A 14,412-nucleotide genomic window follows, 5' to 3' on the forward strand; every position below is an offset into this window, starting at 1 on the left:
CGCTGGTCTATGGCTTTGCCCGGATGAATATCGACGGCCATTTTCCGCGCTGGGGCGTCGGCGCCGCCGAGGCCGAACGGACCGCCGAGGCGATCCTCGATCTCTTCATCGAGGGCATTGCCAAGCGGCCCTGACGCATCCCGTCATTCCGGGTTCGCTTAGCGCTCGGAATGACTACCTCTCCGTATTCACCACTGCGTAGTCCATCGGGGGCAAATTCATTGCGCGTTCATGACGATTCCACTACGTTTTTATGACACGGCGCGGGTTCCGGCTGGGTCGTGCGCCTCCTGGCCCGTCGCCAGCCAAGGCTTTGCATTGCGCCGGGGTCATGTTGCGTATCTCAGATGGCGCCCGCGCCAAATTCAGGGCCTTCCGCCACCACACTTGCCGCCGGCCTTGCCGCGATCGGCTTCTGGCGCCTTTCGGCCGTTGCTGCACCGCACATGGCCGCGCTGGCGATCCTGCTGCACACCGAAGCCGATTTCGGCGGCCGCCTGGGCTTTGCACTGGCCTGGGGAATTCTGAACTTCTTCTTCATTGCGCTGCTGCGGCGTCCGGCGCTGTCGGGCGCCTTGTCGCTGACGCTGGTCGTCGTGCTGGTGCTGCTGTCGCGGCTGAAGCACGACGTCGTGCAGATGACCGCGAACTTCGTCGACCTGATGGTGATCGACCGCGACACCGCGGCCTACCTGTTCACGATCTTCCCGAACCTGCGCTGGAGCGTGGTCGGCGCATCCCTCGTCATCCTGCCGCTGATGTATGCGCTGTGGTGGCTCGATCCGTTCCGCATCCGCCGCCTGCCGGCGGCCGCCGGCCTCCTGGCCTGTCTCGCCGCGCTGACCGGCTATTCCGCCGCCTGGCCCGATGAGGCCTGGCGCGGCTATTACGACGACGGCTATCTCTCCAAATTCGCCCGCTCGGGCGTGACGGCGGTTTCCGACTTCGCCAAATACGGCTTCATGGAATCGGACGCGGTGGTCGCTGAGCGGTTGAAGGTGCCGCTGGAGGATTCCTGCGGTGCCGCCGGCCGCCGCCCGCACATCATCATGATCCATGACGAGTCGAGCTTCGACATCCGTCAGGCCAATGGCGTCAAGGTGCCGCCGGGCTATGGCAGCCACTTCAAGTCGTTCGACGGCCGCGAGCGCAAGTTCATGGCCGAGAGCAGCGGCGGAGCAAGCTGGATGGCCGAATACAACGTGCTGGCCGGCCTGTCGTCGCGCTCGTTCGGCCGCTTCTCCTATTTCGTCACCCGCATCGCGTCGGGAAGGGTGGAGCGCGGACTGCCGCTGGCGCTGCGCCGCTGCGGCTACAGCACCCTCTCGCTCTATCCCGCCTATGGCGCCTTCATGGGCGCGCGCGGCTTCCAGACCTCCACCGGCATCCAGCATTTCTATGATGCGCGCGACCTCGGCGCGAAGGGCATCGAGCCGGACAGCTTCTTCTACGACAAGGCGGTGAGGCTGATCGCCGAGCAGCCGGCCAACACGCCGCTGTTCACCTTCGTCTACCTTGCCGCCAATCATTTCCCCTGGGAAACCAAATTCCGCCCCGACCTGCTGCCGTCCTGGCGCAAACCGGGCAACGAGCCCGTGGTCGACGAATATCTGCGCCGCCAGACCATGAGCGCCAACGATTACGCGGGCTTCGTCGCCAGCCTGAAGAAGAAGTTTCCGGCGCAGCCGTTCCTGATCGTGCGTTACGGCGACCACCAGCCGGAGTTTTCCTCGAACCTGCTGGACCCCGGTCTCGATGAAGCCAAGCTCGTCCGCAAGTTCGACACCTACGACCCGCGCTACTTCACCACCTACTACGCAATCGACGCCATCAATTTCGAACCGGTGAAGAGTTCCGCGGTGATGGACACGATCGACGCGCCCTATCTGCCGCTGGTGATCCAGGAGGCCGCCGGCATTCCGCTCGACCCGTCGTTCGAGGAACAGAAGAACATCATGCTCCGTTGCAAGGGTGTATTCTACGCCTGCAAGGACGGCGCCGAAGCGCGCAGGTTCAATCGGTTACTGATCGAGGCGGGATTTATAAAAGGGCTTTAGAGAACATGTCGGCCGTTGCGGGACCCGGAAGGAGCGAAGGCTCACGCGCCGAAACGCGCGGCGTCCGGTTCTTTGCTCTGGCGGGTCTGGTGGCGGCCATCCACCTGGCGGGGCTCGCGGTCCTCCTGACCACCGAATACGGACCATTTGCGATCATGCTGTCGGTGCTGGCATGGGTCTTCGTGAATTGCTTCCTGCTGGTCGTGCTGCAGCGGCCCGGCGTCTGTGCGGCGATTGCACTGGCCTTCATCGTGGTCCTCATCACGCTGTCGCACTTCAAATTCGGAATTCTGCAGTTAACGCTGACGTTCCTCGACTTCCTGATCATCGACCGCGATACGTTTTCGTTCCTGCTCTCGGTGTTCCCGAAGCTGCAGATGCAGTTGATCGTGGCGGGCGGCGTTGCTGTTCCGCTGTTGTGGCTGATCTGGCGTTTCGATCCGTTCCGCGTGCGCCGCCGCTTTGCGCTGACGGGAGTGGCTGCGTCAGCCGCATTGATCGCGACGATGGCCGTCGCATCGCCCGAGCTGGCATGGGAGCCGTTCCAGGGCGTCAATCATATCTCCAATCTGGCGCGCTCGGGTGTGGTGGCGGTGTCGCGGCTGGCGTCGACAGGATGGATCGAGGCCGATCCGCCCGCGAACCGCCTCAGCCTTGCGCGGGACGCGCGCGCAGCCGGCCTGCCCGCGCTGCCGTCAGACGAGGCCTGCGACGCCACGACCAAGCGGCCGCACATCATTATGCTGCTTGACGAGTCGAGCTTCGACGTCACCTCGGCGCCTGATATCAAGGTGCCGGCGGGATATTCCGACTACTTCAAGTCCATCGACGGCAAGCAGCGGACCATGATCGCGGAATCGACCGGCGGCCCGACATGGTACACCGAGTATAACGTGCTGACCGGCCTGTCGGCGCGCTCGTTCGGCGATCTGAAATTCTACGTCACACGCATCACCGCCGGTCGCGTGACGCGCGGACTGCCGCAGGCCCTGCAGCGCTGCGGCTACAAGACCGTCTCGCTCTATCCGACCTATGGCGACTTCCTCAGCGCGCGCGCCTTCCAGAAGGGAACCGGCATCGACCAGTTCATCGACATGGCCGAGATGGGCGTGAATGAGGACATGCAGCCGGACAAGTTTTATTTCGATCAGGCATTGAAGGTGTTCGCGCGCGAGCAACCGCAGCAGTCGCCGGTCTTCATGTTCGTCTACCTCACGGCCAATCATTTTCCCTGGTGGAGCGTTTATCGGCCCGATCTGACGCCTGCGGGCTGGACGCCGCCGGGCAACACCGACGAGGTCGACGAGTACATCCGCCGCCAGATCATGACGGCACACGACTATCGCGAGTTCACCGAGCGGCTGAAGCGCGACTATCCGGACGAGTCGTTCCTCGTGCTGCGCTTCGGCGATCACCAGCCGGCGATCTCGCAGAAAATGCTCGAGCCGGGGATCGATCGCAAATCGCTGGCGAAGCGCCTGATGGCCACCGACCCGCGTTATTTCTCCACTTATTATGCCATCGACGGCATCAACTATTCCCCCGCCAACCTGTCGTCCGCGCTCGAAACCCTGGACGCGGCCTACATTCCCCTCGTGCTGCAGGAAGCCGCCGGCATCCCGCTCGATCCGACGTTTGCCGAGCAGAAGAGCATCATGCTCCGCTGCAAGGGAACGTTCTACGCCTGCAAGAAAGGTGCGGAGGCGCGGAGGTTCAACCGGATGCTGATCGACGCGGGGCTGATCAAGGGGCTGTGACGTTCGCGAATAGAAGGGTGGGCACGCTTCGCTTTGCCCACGCTACGACGGCAATGACGGGGAGGGCCCGCGGCAACCTCACTTCTTCCCGACCTTCTCCCACAGCCATTGCGCCACCGCATCCGGTGAACTCGCCGCATCGTTGCCGGCGGCGCGCAAATTCGCCTCGCGCATGGTGGCGATGTCGATCTTGCCGAGCAGCGGCGCGAGCGCTTTCTGCAAGCCGTCGTCATCGGCGCGCTTCGGCGCCAGCAGCACGATGGCGTCGTAGGGCGGGATCGCATGCCTGACGTCGCCGAGCGTGACCAGGTCGTATTTCGCGATCAGCCCGTCGCTGGTGTAGCCGGCGATGACGTCGACTTCGCCGGAGGCGACCGCCGCATACATGAAGTCCGGCTGCATCTGCCGTTGCCCGCGAAATGACAGGCCGTAAGCCTTGCGCAGAGCCGTCCATTCGGGGCGCGAGAAGAATTCATAGTCGCCGGCGATCGTCATGTTGGGGGCGCGCGCGACGAGATCGTTGATGGTGCGGATGCCGAGCTGTTCGGCGCGCTGGCGCGGCATCACCAGCGCATAGGCGTTCTCGAAGCCGAGTTCGCCCAGCAGCGTAATGTTCTGCTTTGCCAGCATCGTCTTCAGTTCGGCCAGCAGCTCCTGGCGCGGCCTGATATCGTTGCGCTGGAACTGGTTGGCCCACAGCGTGCCTGAATAATCGACATAGACATCGATATCGCCAGCCTTCAGCGCCTCGAAGATCACGTTGGAGCCGAGTCCTTCGCGCGTCGTCGCGGAATGCCCGGCAGCCTTCAGCCGCTGTCCGATCAAGGCGGAGAGAACATATTGCTCGGTAAAGGTCTTGGCGCCGATGACGTAGCTGGTTTGCGGTCGCGTCATCGCCGGCGCCAGCGTGGCGACGACCAGCGCCGCGATTCCCGCGCCGCCAAGAATCGCCCGCAGACGGCTGCGGTTGCGAAGGCCGCTCTCGATCAACGCCAGCAATTGATCCACCGCCAGCGCCAGCACCGCGGCGGCCACGCAGCCGAACAGCACGAACACCCAGTTCTGGGTCTGCAACCCCGCAAAAATGTAATTGCCGAAGCTGGTCTGGCCGATCGGCGTCGACAGCGTCGCGGTGCCGATCACCCAGACTGCGGCCGTGCGAATGCCTGCCATCATCACCGGCAGCGCCAGCGGCAGTTCGACCGTGAACAACGATTGCCGCGGCGTCATGCCGACGCCCTGGGCTGCTTCGAGAATCGCGGCGTCGACGCCCTGCAGGCCAGTGATGGTGTTGCGCAGCACCGGCAGCATCGAATAGAGCGCCAGCGCCAGCACGGCGGGCAAAAATCCGAAGGCGGAAAAACTGACCCCGAACCACGACAGCGACAGTGCCGCGAGCGCCAGCAGCAGCGGATAGAACAGCGCCAACAGCGCCAGCCCGGGCACCGTCTGCACGATGCTGGCCAGCCCGAGCAGTGCCCCGCGCAGCACCGGCCGGTGGCGCGCAAGGATCGCGAGCGGCAGGCTGACGAGCAGGCCCAGAGCCAGTGCGGCGAGGCTGACGCGGACATGGCTGCCGAGATAGTCGGGCAGGTGGCCCCATGCTTCCGCCAGGCGTGGATCGGCTGACATGTTCATGCCGCACCATCCTGCGGCAGCAGCACGCCCAATCGCTCGGCCTGCCGCCGTGGCGTGCGCAGGAGTTCGCCGACGTAAGCGTCGTCGGAGGAGGACAGTTCCGTCGGCGTGCCCTGAGCCAGCAGTTTTCCGCCACGCATGACGGCAATGCGATCGGCAAGCAGGATCGCTTCCGTCATGTCATGGGTGATCATGACCGTGGTCAGGCCGAGTTTCTTGTGGAGTTCGCGATAATCGTCGCCAAGCGCATCGCGGGTTAAGGGGTCGAGCGCGCCGAACGGCTCGTCCATCAGCACGATGCGCGGCCTTGCGGCGAGCGCCCGCGCCACGCCGACGCGCTGGCGCTGGCCGCCGGAAAGTTCGTGCGGCAGGCGGTCGCGATATGGCGCACGATCGAGCCGCACGAGGTCGAGCAGCTCATCCACCCGCGCGGAAATTTCCTCAGGCGGCGTGCCTGTTAGTTTCGGCGTGATGCCGATATTGCCGGCGACGGTGAGATGCGGAAACAGGCCGCCGCTCTGAAACACATAGCCGATCCGCCGCCGCAGCAGGATCGGATCGACGTTCCGCACGTCCTCGCCTTCGACCGTGATGGTGCCGGTGTCCGCCTCGATCAGCCGGTTGGCGAGCCGCAACAGCGTGGTCTTGCCCGAGCCGGAGCCGCCGACAATGGCGAGGAATTCGCCCTCGGCAACGTCGAGCGAGACATCGTCGACAGCCAAAACGCGGCCATCGTCAAACGTCTTGGCGACACGCGCGTAGGCGATCAGTGGCGTGGTCGGCATTCGGTGCGGTCCCAACCCTTGAGCGTTTCCTCAGGCGATTCCTTGGGCGATTCCCAACGGCTACAGTGATAGCCGATAAATGGCCGGCCGTGAGCCGCACGCGGATCTTTTATGCCGACGGGAGCGCCGGAAGCGAGTCCATCCAGAGGGTCTCTTACGCCAAACCTTGCGGTTCACCCCGCGATGAATGGCTTTGACTTCCGGCGATAACCTACACATCATCCCCGGCCAGGATAGTCGGCAAATCAGCCCTGATGATTGAGCGAACGGGCGTTTGATTCGATGTCAGAGGTCTCAGATACTCCTTTTGGTCGTGTGCTGGATCCGATGGAACGGATCTCGGAGACCTTGTTCGGCCTGATCATGGCACTCACCTTCATCTGCAGCCTCGGTATCGCGACCTCCGGCAACATCAGGATTCAAACGATGCTGATCGGTGCGCTCGGCTGCAACCTGGCCTGGGGCATCGTTGACGGCGGCCTTTATTTGCTGGCGCGCATCAATGAGCGGGGCGGCAAGAACCTGACCCTGCGCGCCATACGGCAGGCCCCGGATGCAAAGACCGCACAACGCGTCATCGCCGACGCGCTGCCGCCGGAACTGGCGTCGGTCTTGCCTGCGGAGCAACTGGAGTTGATGCGGCAAAAGGTGCTGCAGTCGCCTGAGCCCGAGCGTCCTAAGCTGACCGGGCGCGACTGGACCGGAGCGCTGGGGCTTTGCTTATTGAGTTTCCTTGCGACTTTCCCGGTCGTTATTCCCTTCATCTTCATCAGCGACGCCAAATTGGCGTTGCGCGTCTCCAACGCCGTCGCCCTCGCGATGCTGCTTTGCTGTGGTTACGCATTCGGACTGCGTAGCGGAATCAACCCCTGGGCCGCCGGTCTTTCGATGGTGGCCGTTGGCAGTGCGCTGGTCGGCATCACGGTAGCCCTTGGAGGATAGTCGTGCGACAGCGAGGCGCCGCAAGAGTCTGGCACGTCAGCGGCAGCTCGATTGCCGCGTTCGTTGCCCTGTCGCTGGCGCCGATGACCGGCGGCATGGCGCGCGCGCAAACCTCCGAGGTCAGCCCGGGCGGTGCGATCGGCCTTGGCAATCGCGGCTGGTCCGCCTCCGATCCTAACCGCACAACGCCTGCCAATGAGCTCGAATTCAGCGCCCGCGTGGGGGCTGCATCCGACTACATCTATCGCGGCACCACGCTGTCCGATCACGGGCGCGCGGCCGGGGCCGCCGTTGAAGCGCGGTTTGGCGCTCTCTACGCCGGCACCACGGTGGCCACCGTCAAGCTGCCGACCCAGCCGCTCGCGGAGTTCACTTATGCGGCCGGCATCCGCCCGACGATTGCAACGATCGATTTCGATTTCGGTGTCACCTATTTCGCCTATCCCGGCGAGCGGCTTCCTGGTGAGACCGGCGGCATCAATTATTGGGAGGCGGTTTTCCGTGGCGACCGAAAAATCGGCGAGCAGGTCCGCGTCGCCGCCGGCTACGCCTATTCGCCAAATGTCTCAAACACCGGCGCCTGGAGCCAATACGTCGCGGCCGGTGTGGGCTACGACGTGCCGGGCCGTCTGCTCCCGCCGAACCTTGGCGTATCCTTCACCACCGCGGCCGGCTATTCCTGGTTCGGCAATCAGGCGCTGGCCCTCGGCGGCTTCCCGCTACCCGCCTATCTCAATTGGCAGGCGGGCGTGACCTTCACTCACAAGGCCTTCAACCTCGATCTGCGCTATTACGACACCAATCTGTCGAAAGAGAACTGCTTCATCTTCACCGGCGATCCAAACGCGCGGCCGGGCGGCCGTGTCGATCCCGTTACCAACCCGGCCGGCCTCATCTCGAACTGGTGCGGCGCGACGTTCGTCGCCAAGGCCTGGTTTGCGTTCTAGATGATCGACACATTTGTGGTCCCGGTTTCCCTCACGTCATGACGCCGCGTTGAACTTATCCCTGGTAACCGCTAAAGGCATCTCTCCAAATCCTGGGAGGAAAACATGGCGGATACCGCACAGCCGCAATGGCGGCGTCCGAAATGCCACGGTGGCGTTCGTCAAGCGTCCGGCAATTCGCGCTCGAACTGCTCAAGCCTTAGCTTGAGGTTGGTGCGAGTCCAAATGTAAATGACGATGAAGCCGCAGACGAAGCCATAAGCCATCGCCGATATGGCAATAAGTTTGGCGCCCTGAGCCGGACCAATCGCTTTGGCTGCCTCGTTGCCTAGCGTGTCAACAAACCGGATGACATTTTCCATATGCACAAGACCGAGGCCGAGAATTATCTTGGTAAGCCAATCGGATATTTCCTCCAGATTCGTGTTGATCTTGTATCGATTGGCGATCGGCGGGCTCGGCGTCATGGTTGGGTTCGATATGAATTTCGGCACGCCGAACAAAAAGCCTCCGGTCGTGCCGGCGAAGAACGCTGCTGCTGATGCAAACCAGAGCAAAGAGAACGTGCGGAGACCGGACCGCAGGTCAGATTCGGCGGNTGAGCGCATACAGGAGTTCGATAACCCAGCCGAGTGCTACGGCTAACAGAAANGCCTCTGCCGGCAAACGTCGCACCGCCGAAAATTGCGCTAAGTGCACTTAGGAAGCGCGATAACTGGGTTAGGAAGCGCGATAACAGGGAAGGTGGCCGATCCGTCGTATCGTTCTCTGTCATCTGTCCCTCACCGAAACTGCCGACACGATAGTAGTCGCTAGGGAAAGCACCTCAAGATAGCACGAGTCTGGCACGCCGTCCGCACGCATCCGGAGGGGCAAGAACCGTTTTCAGGAATGTCGCTTTATCGCAACAGGGCTTCACCTCAATTACTGGTAGCTTAGCGGAAGGCTGCCACGGGACCGCGTTGAACTTGTCTGTCGTACCCGCTAAGGCATCCCTCCAAACCTTGGGGAGAAAACATGGCGGATACCGCACAGCCAACGGCGGTCGCGCTCGACGATGCGACGGTGGCGTTTCGCGTGGCCGGGGACCGTGTCTATACGGCGGTGGAACGCGCCAACCTGAACGTGGCCCATGGCGAATTCGTCGCCATCGTCGGGCCGACCGGATGCGGTAAATCGACGCTGCTCAATGTCGCCGCCGGGCTGCTGAAGCCTGCGGCGGGATCGGTGAAGATCTTCGGCCAGCCGCTCGCCGGCCTCAACCGCGATGCCGGCTATCTCTTTCAGGCCGATGCGCTGTTTCCGTGGAAGACCGCGCTCGACAACGTCGCGATCGGACTCGAGATCAAGGGCGCGCCGCGCCAACAGGCGCTGCAGCGGGCGCAGGGCTGGCTCACCTCGGTGGGGCTTGGCGCCTTCGCCAACCGCTATCCGCACATGCTGTCGGGCGGCCAGCGCAAGCGCGTCGGCCTGGCGCAGGTGCTGATCCGCGATCCGAAAATCCTCCTGATGGACGAGCCGTTCGGCCCGCTGGATGCGCAGACCCGGCAGATCATGGGCAATCTGCTGCTAGAATTGTGGAACGCCGACCGCAAGGCCGTACTGTTCGTCACCCACGATCTCGAAGAGGCGATCGCGCTCGCCGACCGCGTCGTGATCATGTCGGCAGGTCCCTCGGCGCGGATCATCGGCGACTGGCGAGTGACGCTGCCGCGCCCGCGCGACATCTCGGAAGTGCGGATGGAAAAACAATTTCACGAACTGCACCGCGAAATCTGGAGCGTGCTGAAGGACGAAGTAATGAAGGGTTATGTACAGTCGACGCAAGCGGCGGAGGCAAGCTGATGTCGCGTCTGACGCTGTTGTCGCTGCAATTGCTGGTCGCGGTCGTTGCGCTGGCGATGTGGCACGTCCTCACCACTGTCCCGCTGTTCGGCCGCATTCTGTTGCCGCCGTTCTTCTTCTCCAACCCGATCGATGTCTTCAGCCAGGTCTACAAATGGTTTTCGTCGGGCGTGATCTGGAAGCACCTGATCATCACATTATGGGAATCCGTCCTCGCCTTCGTGATCGGCTCGGTAGGTGGCGTACTGGTCGGATTCTGGTTCGCGCGCAAGCCGCTCGTCGCCGCGGTGTTCGATCCCTATGTCAAGATGATCAACGCGCTGCCGCGCGTGGTGCTGGCGCCGATCTTCGCGTTGTGGTTGGGGCTCGGCATCTGGTCCAAGGTCGCGCTCGGCGTAACGCTGGTGTTCTTCATCGTGTTCTTCAATGTCTATCAGGGCGTCAAGGAAGTCTCGAACACGGTACTTGATAACGGTCGCATGCTCGGCATGAACGAGCGGCAATTGACGCGCCACGTCTACTGGCCGTCGGCGCTGTCGTGGATGTTCTCGTCGCTGCATACGGCGGTCGGCTTTGCCGTGGTCGGCGCCGTCGTCGGCGAATATCTGGGATCGGCGGCAGGCCTCGGCTACCTGATCCAGCAGGCCGAAGGCGTCTTCGACGTCGCCGCCGTGTTCGCCGGCATGTTCGTGCTGTCCGTCTTCGTCATCCTGATCGACATGGGCGTGACGGTGGTCGAACGGCGGCTGCTGGTGTGGCGGCCGGCGGCGGCGGAGGGCAGGGGGTAGGTCTCTCCGCCGTCATTGCGAGCGAAGCGAAGCAATCCATTTCTCCGCGGAAAGAAAGATGGATTGCTTCGCTTCGCTCGCAATGACGGGGAGAGAGCCATTTCTGAGGCGTGACTGCCGGGAACGGAGCGAACTGGGGATGGAACTCAAGCCTGACCTGCAAGTGTCCATATCGATCGCGCAGTCCATTGTGGAGCAGGTCGTCTCCGACCGCACCGTTGCAACGGTCTCCCGGCTCTACGGAGGCGAGATCGCGGCCATCCACGAGATCGCTTTCACGGACCCTGCGCATCGGCCGCTCGTCCTGAAGGTCTATCCCGACGATCTGCGCTGGAAGATGCAAAAGGAGGTGACCGTCACTGGCCTGATCCAGGGCCGTCTCAGCGTGCCTGCGCCGGATATTTTGCTTGCGGACGATTCGAAGAGGCTGCTCCCGCTCAACTTCATTCTGATGACCATGCTCGACGGTTCGAGACTGGGCCAGCTGGAGGAAGACCTGACGCCGGAACAACTCGCTTCAGCTTACGCCCAAATCGGCCGATTGCTCCGCGAGTTTCACCACATTCCGATGGAAGCCTTCGGCTATATCGGTCCAACCGGCATCTGGACGGCGCATTCGAGCAATCACGATTACCTGACCCATCAGTTTCCACGGAAGCTCGCGGAATTCGCCGAGCGCGGTGGCAGCGCCGAGCTTGCGCAACGGATTGCGGGGCACGTCGCGGAGCGCGCTCACCTGTTCAAGGACTGCTCACAAGCCGTGCTGTGTCACAATGACCTGCATGCTGGCAATCTGCTGGCGACGATTGGAAACGAAGGGCTGCGCCTCACGGGCGTTGTGGACTTTGAGGGCGCGCTGGCCGGCGATCCGCTGATGGACGTCGCCAAGGCGCTTTATTACCTGGACGAGGCGTGCACGCACGCGCTGCTTGACGGATATGGAGTGTTGGATCGAGGACATTGGTCCGAGACGCTCGATGTTTATCACCTGTATTTCGTGCTTGAGCTGTGGTGCTGGATGGCCCAGATCGGCAAGAAGGAGCGGCTCGACGAGTTGGCCCTGGAATTGGAGGCCTGCAGCGCAGCGTAGAAATCGTAGGGTGGGCAAAGCGAAGCGTGCCCACCGTCAGGCGATGCGGATGGATGGTGGGCACGGGCGATGCGCCTTTGCCCACCCTGCGATTCTGCCGTCATTGCGAGGAGCGCAGCGACGAAGCAATCCATTTCGCCGCGGAAAGAAAGAATGGATTGCTTCGCTTCGCTCGCAATGACGTGGAGAGAGCTGGCGCCCTCAATTCAGCATCTTCGTATCGTCCGGCGCCTGCGGCGGCGTCTTGATCGCAATCGCCTTCAGCGTGCGACCGTCGGGCTTGGTGCCGCCATGCGCGGTGCCTTTGGGGATCACCACGAGGTCGCCCGGCTTGACCCGCACTTCCTTGTCGCCCAGCCAGATCGTGCCGGTGCCGTCGAGGATGTACTGGATCTCGTTGGTGTTGGGATGCATGTGCTTGCCGACATTGCCGTCCTGGATCGAGATCGTCATGCCGTCGGCCGACACGAACATCTTCGAGCGCATGCCGGTGCCCGAGGCCATGCCGAGCGCGTCGCCTTCGAGCTCGCCGGTGTGGATGACCTGCGCGGTGATGTTCTCGGCGGCGATTGCCGGACGCAGCAGATGGGTGACGCTGCAGCCGGCGGCGAAGGCGGCGGCGAGCGATAAGACGGTGGCGATGCGGTTCATTGGATAGTCCTCCCCTGTTGCGGTTATTGTGGAACGGATGCTAATCCGGCGCCCCACGCCTGACCAGCGGTCGGAAAGTCGCCTTCTCAAGGCGGGTGTGCTGCTTTATCTTGCCGCGCAACGAATGGAGGAAATCATGAAGAAACTGCTCGGCCGGCTGGCCGCCTCGCTGCTGGCGCTGACACTCACGACCGGCCTTGCCGCAGCGCAAAGCAAGGTCACGGTCGCGGTCGGCGGCGGCGCCTGCCTGTGCTATCTGCCGACCGTGCTGGCCAAGCAGCTCGGCGAATATGAAAAGGCCGGGCTGGCCGTCGAACTGGTCGACCTCAAGGGCGGTTCGGATGCGCTGAAAGCCGTGCTCGGCGGCAGCGCCGACGTGGTGTCGGGCTATTTCGACCACTGCGTCAATCTCGCTGCCAAGAAGCAGGAACTGCAGTCCTTCGTGATCTACGACCGCTATCCCGGCCTGGTGCTGGTGGTCTCGCCCTCGCGCACGAACGAGATCAAGTCGGTCAAGGATCTGGCCGGCAAGAAGGTCGGCGTCAGTGCGCCGGGCTCCTCGACCGATTTCTTCCTGAAGTACCTGTTGAAGAAGAACGGCCTCGATCCGACCAGCGCCGCGGTGATCGGCGTCGGCCTGGGCGCGACCGCCGTGGCGGCAATGCAGCAGGGACAGATTGACGCGGCGGTGATGCTCGATCCCTCCGTCACCGTTTTGCAGGGCAGCTATCCGGATTTGAAGATACTGGCCGACACCCGCACGCAGAAGGACACACTGGCGCTGTTCGGCGGCGAATATCCGGGCGGGGCGCTCTACACCACCACGGCGTGGATCAAGTCGCACGAAAAGGAAGTGCAGGCGCTGACGACCGCGATGGTCAACACGCTCGCCTGGATTCATTCGCACTCGGCCGAAGAGATCATGGCGAAGATGCCCGAGGAAATCGTCGGCAAGAACAAGGAGCTCTATCTCGCCGCGCTGAAGAACACGATCCCGATGTATTCGCAGACCGGATTGATGGACCCGAAGGGTGCGGACGCGGTGCTCGCGGTGTTCAGCGAGGGCTCGCCCGAGGTGGCCAAGGCCAATATCGATGTCACCAAGACCTGGACCAACAAATATGTCGAGCAGGTCAAGAAAACCACCGGCTCCAGTGCGAAGTAAGTGCAGATAGCGGGCGGAGCGAAGCGATGAGTGGCGCGAGAGTTCCGGTCATTCATCGCGTCCGCGCGCTCGATCTTGTCGTCGAGGCGTGGACGTGGCCGTTTGCCGAAGCGCGTCGCGCGGAGATATCGGCGCACTTCGCCGACAAGCAGCGCGAAAAGCCGGCGATGTGGAACGGCCGCGTCCTGTTGGGGCGCAATCCGGTGTTTGCCGGCGACCGTCTCAGCGCCAGCTATTTCGAGACTGACTTCGCAAGTTTTCTGGCGTGGCGCGACTGGGGCTTTCCCGATCCATCCGTCTTCAACGGTTTCGGCATGGGCGCCGTGCGCTGTGCCGACGGCGCCTTCGTGCTCGGCGAGATGGGCCAGCACACGTCCAATGCCGGGCGCATCTATTTTCCATCGGGGACGCCTGACCTCGACGATATCAGGGACGGCGCGGTAGATATCTCCGGCAGCGTCGCGCGCGAGCTGGAGGAAGAGACCGGCCTCGCGCCCGGCGAATACGATAGCGAGCTGCACTGGCACTGCGTCTACACCGGGCCGGCGCTCGCCATGATCCGCGTGTTGACCGTCAACATGGCTGGCGATGCGGTGCGCGAGCGGATCGAGCGAGGTCTCGCCGCGCAGGATCAACCGGAGCTATCCGCCATTCACCTCGTGCGCAGCCCGCGCGATCTTAACCCCGCCATGCCGCGCTTTGTCACGGCCTTTCTCGAAGCGCAGTTCGCAGCCTGACTTCGGCTTA

12 protein-coding genes are annotated in these 14,412 nt (G+C 63.0%); 9 read left to right on the top strand and 3 right to left on the bottom strand.

What is annotated here, in order from left to right; translation table 11 throughout:
- Window positions 1-347: 347 nt before the first annotated feature.
- Both CQ14_RS20930 and CQ14_RS20935 read left to right on the top strand, forming a co-directional pair.
- Window positions 348-2,057, top strand: coding sequence for a sulfatase-like hydrolase/transferase (locus CQ14_RS20930; protein ID WP_057859728.1), 1,710 nt, complete (start codon window positions 348-350; stop codon window positions 2,055-2,057).
- Between the two features lie 89 nt (window positions 2,058-2,146).
- On the top strand, window positions 2,147-3,814 hold the full coding sequence (locus CQ14_RS20935; protein ID WP_347337151.1) for a sulfatase-like hydrolase/transferase: 1,668 nt from the start codon (window positions 2,147-2,149) through the stop codon (window positions 3,812-3,814).
- A gap of 78 nt (window positions 3,815-3,892) precedes the next feature.
- Here the strand turns inward: CQ14_RS20935 and CQ14_RS20940 are convergent, their stop codons facing one another.
- Complete coding sequence (locus CQ14_RS20940) at window positions 3,893-5,452, bottom strand: glycine betaine ABC transporter substrate-binding protein (RefSeq protein ID WP_057859729.1); 1,560 nt, start codon at window positions 5,450-5,452, stop codon at window positions 3,893-3,895.
- On the bottom strand, window positions 5,449-6,237 hold the full coding sequence (locus CQ14_RS20945; RefSeq protein WP_057859730.1) for an ATP-binding cassette domain-containing protein: 789 nt from the start codon (window positions 6,235-6,237) through the stop codon (window positions 5,449-5,451). The genes CQ14_RS20940 and CQ14_RS20945 overlap by 4 nt, the downstream gene beginning before the upstream one ends.
- 258 nt (window positions 6,238-6,495) lie before the next feature.
- Here CQ14_RS20945 and CQ14_RS20950 point away from each other — a divergent pair, with 258 nt between their 5' ends.
- The 5 genes from CQ14_RS20950 (at window position 6,496) to CQ14_RS20975 (ending at window position 11,849) form a co-directional block, all read left to right on the top strand.
- Window positions 6,496-7,179 carry a VIT1/CCC1 transporter family protein gene (locus CQ14_RS20950; protein WP_082649970.1) on the top strand — a complete coding sequence of 228 codons (684 nt, stop codon included), beginning with the start codon at window positions 6,496-6,498 and terminating at the stop codon, window positions 7,177-7,179.
- Between the two features lie 2 nt (window positions 7,180-7,181).
- Window positions 7,182-8,126, top strand: coding sequence for a TorF family putative porin (locus CQ14_RS20955; RefSeq protein ID WP_057859732.1), 945 nt, complete (start codon window positions 7,182-7,184; stop codon window positions 8,124-8,126).
- A gap of 1,017 nt (window positions 8,127-9,143) precedes the next feature.
- Window positions 9,144-9,971 carry an ABC transporter ATP-binding protein gene (locus CQ14_RS20965; RefSeq protein WP_057859734.1) on the top strand — a complete coding sequence of 276 codons (828 nt, stop codon included), beginning with the start codon at window positions 9,144-9,146 and terminating at the stop codon, window positions 9,969-9,971.
- On the top strand, window positions 9,971-10,759 hold the full coding sequence (locus tag CQ14_RS20970; RefSeq protein ID WP_057859735.1) for an ABC transporter permease: 789 nt from the start codon (window positions 9,971-9,973) through the stop codon (window positions 10,757-10,759). Before CQ14_RS20965 ends, CQ14_RS20970 begins: the two co-directional genes overlap by 1 nt.
- A 139-nt stretch (window positions 10,760-10,898) precedes the next feature.
- Window positions 10,899-11,849, top strand: coding sequence for a phosphotransferase family protein (locus CQ14_RS20975; protein WP_057859736.1), 951 nt, complete (start codon window positions 10,899-10,901; stop codon window positions 11,847-11,849).
- A gap of 201 nt (window positions 11,850-12,050) precedes the next feature.
- Here CQ14_RS20975 and CQ14_RS20980 read toward each other — a convergent pair whose 3' ends face one another.
- Entirely contained in the window at window positions 12,051-12,500 is a 450-nt protein-coding gene (locus CQ14_RS20980; protein ID WP_057859737.1) for a cupin domain-containing protein, read from the bottom strand.
- 136 nt (window positions 12,501-12,636) lie between these two features.
- On the opposite strand from CQ14_RS20980, the gene CQ14_RS20985 reads away from it, so the two are divergent.
- The gene (locus CQ14_RS20985) at window positions 12,637-13,665 is read left to right on the top strand and encodes an ABC transporter substrate-binding protein (RefSeq protein ID WP_057860009.1); all 1,029 of its coding nucleotides are present in this window, start codon (window positions 12,637-12,639) and stop codon (window positions 13,663-13,665) included.
- Between the two features lie 26 nt (window positions 13,666-13,691).
- A complete protein-coding gene (locus CQ14_RS20990; protein ID WP_057859738.1) occupies window positions 13,692-14,402 on the top strand; it encodes a hypothetical protein in 711 nt (236 codons plus the stop codon).
- Window positions 14,403-14,412: the final 10 nt, after the last annotated feature.

Source organism: Bradyrhizobium lablabi (assembly GCF_001440475.1).
GTDB classification, from domain to species: Bacteria; Pseudomonadota; Alphaproteobacteria; order Rhizobiales; family Xanthobacteraceae; genus Bradyrhizobium; species Bradyrhizobium lablabi.

Coding starts and splice junctions, on each gene's coding strand:
- CQ14_RS20930 (WP_057859728.1), top strand. CDS start 348: ATGGCGCCCGCGCCAAATTCAGGGCCTTCCGCCACCACACTTGCCGCC.
- CQ14_RS20940 (WP_057859729.1), bottom strand. CDS start 5,452: ATGAACATGTCAGCCGATCCACGCCTGGCGGAAGCATGGGGCCACCTG.
- CQ14_RS20945 (WP_057859730.1), bottom strand. CDS start 6,237: ATGCCGACCACGCCACTGATCGCCTACGCGCGTGTCGCCAAGACGTTT.
- CQ14_RS20965 (WP_057859734.1), top strand. CDS start 9,144: ATGGCGGATACCGCACAGCCAACGGCGGTCGCGCTCGACGATGCGACG.
- CQ14_RS20970 (WP_057859735.1), top strand. CDS start 9,971: ATGTCGCGTCTGACGCTGTTGTCGCTGCAATTGCTGGTCGCGGTCGTT.
- CQ14_RS20975 (WP_057859736.1), top strand. CDS start 10,899: ATGGAACTCAAGCCTGACCTGCAAGTGTCCATATCGATCGCGCAGTCC.
- CQ14_RS20980 (WP_057859737.1), bottom strand. CDS start 12,500: ATGAACCGCATCGCCACCGTCTTATCGCTCGCCGCCGCCTTCGCCGCC.
- CQ14_RS20985 (WP_057860009.1), top strand. CDS start 12,637: ATGAAGAAACTGCTCGGCCGGCTGGCCGCCTCGCTGCTGGCGCTGACA.
- CQ14_RS20990 (WP_057859738.1), top strand. CDS start 13,692: ATGAGTGGCGCGAGAGTTCCGGTCATTCATCGCGTCCGCGCGCTCGAT.